We start from the raw sequence: 2,357 nt of genomic DNA, 5'->3' as shown, positions 1-2,357 counted from the left end.
ATAATTGAAACCCTACCCAGCCAAAAAGTAGAAGTAACAGCGCCAATTCCCGGAAAAATTGTTGAGTTATTAGTAGAACCGGGTGCAGTTGTCAAACAGGGTCAACCCGTCGCCGTCGTTGCTGCGCCGGAATTAGTGGAACTGCGAGTTAACTCTGAGGAAAAACAAGCTGAGGCTCAAGCAGATTTACAACAAGCTCAAGCAAATTTGAAGCTAGCTCAAGAAAATTATCAGCGTCAGCGTCAAATATCCGATGCCGAAATAGCACAAGCTCAAACTCAACTAACAGCGGCGCAATCGCAGTACGATCGCGATAAAAATTTGGTCGATCGCCAAGCAGTATTAAAAGTAGCTCAAGAAAATTATCAACGTCAAATTCAAATAGCCGACGCCGAAATAGCGCGAGCTAAAACCGAATTGTCAGTTGCACAAGAACAGTACGATCGCGATAAAGAATTAGTCGAAAAAGGCGCTCTCCCACGACGGCAAATGCTGGAATCCCAAGCTCATCTGCAAGAAGCTAAAGCCGATCTCGCCAAAGCTTTAAGTCGTCCGAATGTTCTTGAAGCCGAAAGCCAGGTAAAACGCGCCGAAGTGGATTTGCCTCTCAGGGAATTGCGCGAATCGGAAGGTAAATTAGCAGAAGCTAAAGCCCAACTTACCAAAGCTCACAGCCGCCGAGAAGTATTAGAAGCCGAAGCTCAACTCAAACGCGCTCAATCGGCTGTTGAAGTAGCACAATCTCGTGTGAAACTGAGTAATGCCACCTATCAAACTCGACTGCAACAATTAGGAAATCGCGCTAACGATAAGGGATTGGTGACGGTGAATGCTCCTATTGCTGGTAGAGTTGCTGACAGAGAAGTTAGCCTCGGTCAATCATTCCAGGATGCGGGCGGCAAGTTAATGACGATTGTCAATGACAGCCAGGTTTTTGCCACTGCGAATATTTATGAAAAAGATTTAGATAAAATCAAAATCGGTCAGCAGGTAAATGTGAAAGTTGCCAGTTTACCGAACCAAACCTTTAGGGGAAATATTACGGTAATTGGTTCGTTGGTAGAAACAGAAACGCGAGTAGTGCCTGTAAAAGCTCAATTAGAAAACTATAGCGGCATCCTCAAACCGGGTACGTTTGCCGAATTGGAAGTATTAACAGATAAGACAGCCACACCGATTTTGGCGATCGCCAATTCCGCTGTAGTGGAAGCAAATGGCAAGAAACTGGTTTACGTACAAAACGGTAATAACTATCAACCAGTTGAAGTTACTTTAGGTCAAACTTCTGGGGATATGGTGGAAGTAAAAACTGGTTTGTTTGAAGGAGATTTAGTAGTCACGCAACGCGCACCGCAACTTTACGCACAATCTTTACGCGGTGACTCTAAAAAAGCGGGAGAAAATGTACATAATACTTCCCCCACTCCCCCACTCTCCCAATCCCCCACTCCTTCACTTACCCAGTTACCAGTCTCTTGGTGGTGGGCGATACCTGCTGGTGGTGCGATCGCAGTTTTTACTTTCTGGGGAGGTACTGTTTGGGCGACTCGTCGCACTCAGCATCGCCCAATGCCGACAAACTTTTCAGAATCCGACATTCCGATTTATGAATTGCAAGCATTAGAAAAGCGGTAATTACTACAGCAAATAGCAATCGTTTGTGGCATACTTTTTATCCCTTATTCCGTAACCCTCTTCCCTCTTCCCTCTTCCCTAGTCCCTAGCCCCTAGCCCCTAGTCCCTAGCTATACAACAATGCTTAGTGCGATTATCAAATGGGCGATCGCCCGTCGTTGGTTAGTTATTTTGGGTGCAATTGTGGTGACGATTTGGATATTTCGTACCATCATCCAAATGCCTTTAGATGTATTTCCTAGCTTTGCACCGCCCCAAGTGGAAATTCAAACCGAAGCACCGGGACTCGCTCCCGAAGAAGTCGAATCCCTCGTAACTTTACCGATTGAAAGTTCGGTAAACGGGACTCCGGGAGTAACAGCAGTACGTTCTGCCAGTGCGGCGGGAATTTCCGTTGTCAAAATTATCTTTAACTGGGAAACTGATATTTATCTAGCTCGACAATTAGTCACAGAGCGATTGCAACAAGCTCAAAGTAAATTGCCGGAAGGAGTAGAAACGCCGCAAATTTCTCCGATTAGTTCTCCTGTGGGCACGGTACTGCAATATGCTTTCACTATTCCCAACGAAACCGCCCAATCTCAAATCGATTTGATGGAAGTGCGGCGCATCGTTGATTGGCAAGTAACCAATCGCCTTTTAGCTGTGCCGGGAGTCAGTCAAGTTGTCGCTTATGGGGGCGATGTTCGCCAATATCAAGTATTAGTTGACCCGGAAAAGTT

Annotated in this window: 2 protein-coding genes; both read left to right on the top strand. The window is 45.8% G+C overall.

Annotated elements, in window-relative coordinates; translation table 11 throughout:
• Nucleotides 1–1,635: efflux RND transporter periplasmic adaptor subunit (locus H6S82_RS29460; RefSeq protein ID WP_191057197.1), on the top strand; the 1,635-nt coding region annotated here is incomplete at its 5' end.
• A 120-nt stretch (nt 1,636–1,755) separates the two neighbouring features.
• On the top strand, nt 1,756–2,357 hold a 602-nt coding region (locus tag H6S82_RS29455; protein WP_191057196.1), incomplete at its 3' end, for an efflux RND transporter permease subunit.

Origin of the sequence: Planktothrix sp. FACHB-1355, from assembly GCF_014748295.1 — a bacterium.
GTDB classification, from domain to species: Bacteria; Cyanobacteriota; Cyanobacteriia; order Cyanobacteriales; family Aerosakkonemataceae; genus Aerosakkonema; species Aerosakkonema funiforme_A.
Note: the sequence above shows the minus strand (reverse complement) of the source record. Positions and strands in the feature narration are given on the sequence as shown.